A 223-nucleotide genomic window follows, 5' to 3' on the forward strand; every position below is an offset into this window, starting at 1 on the left:
GCGGGCCACGTGCTGCGCGGCATCGGCGCCGAGGAACACCTTCGGATCGAAGGCGAGGATCAGCTCGCCATGGCAGGGAGCGGCGCCGACGCCTTCATCGAAGGCCATGGATTCCGCGCTGGTCATATCGCCGATCAGAGGGCCCGCCATCAGCTCGATCATGGCCGAGAGGGCCGAGCCCTTGTGGCCGCCGAAGGTCAGCATGGCGCCGGCCATCGCGGCC

Annotated in this window: 1 protein-coding gene; it reads right to left on the reverse strand. The window is 69.5% G+C overall.

Annotated features, from left to right (window positions below):
* Nucleotides 1-223 (reverse strand): Ldh family oxidoreductase (locus E4K09_RS14220; RefSeq protein WP_193557289.1); only part of this gene is annotated, 223 nt, incomplete at both ends.

The sequence above is a fragment of the Microvirga pakistanensis genome, assembly GCF_004458765.1.
Lineage (GTDB): Bacteria > Pseudomonadota > Alphaproteobacteria > Rhizobiales > Beijerinckiaceae > Microvirga > Microvirga pakistanensis.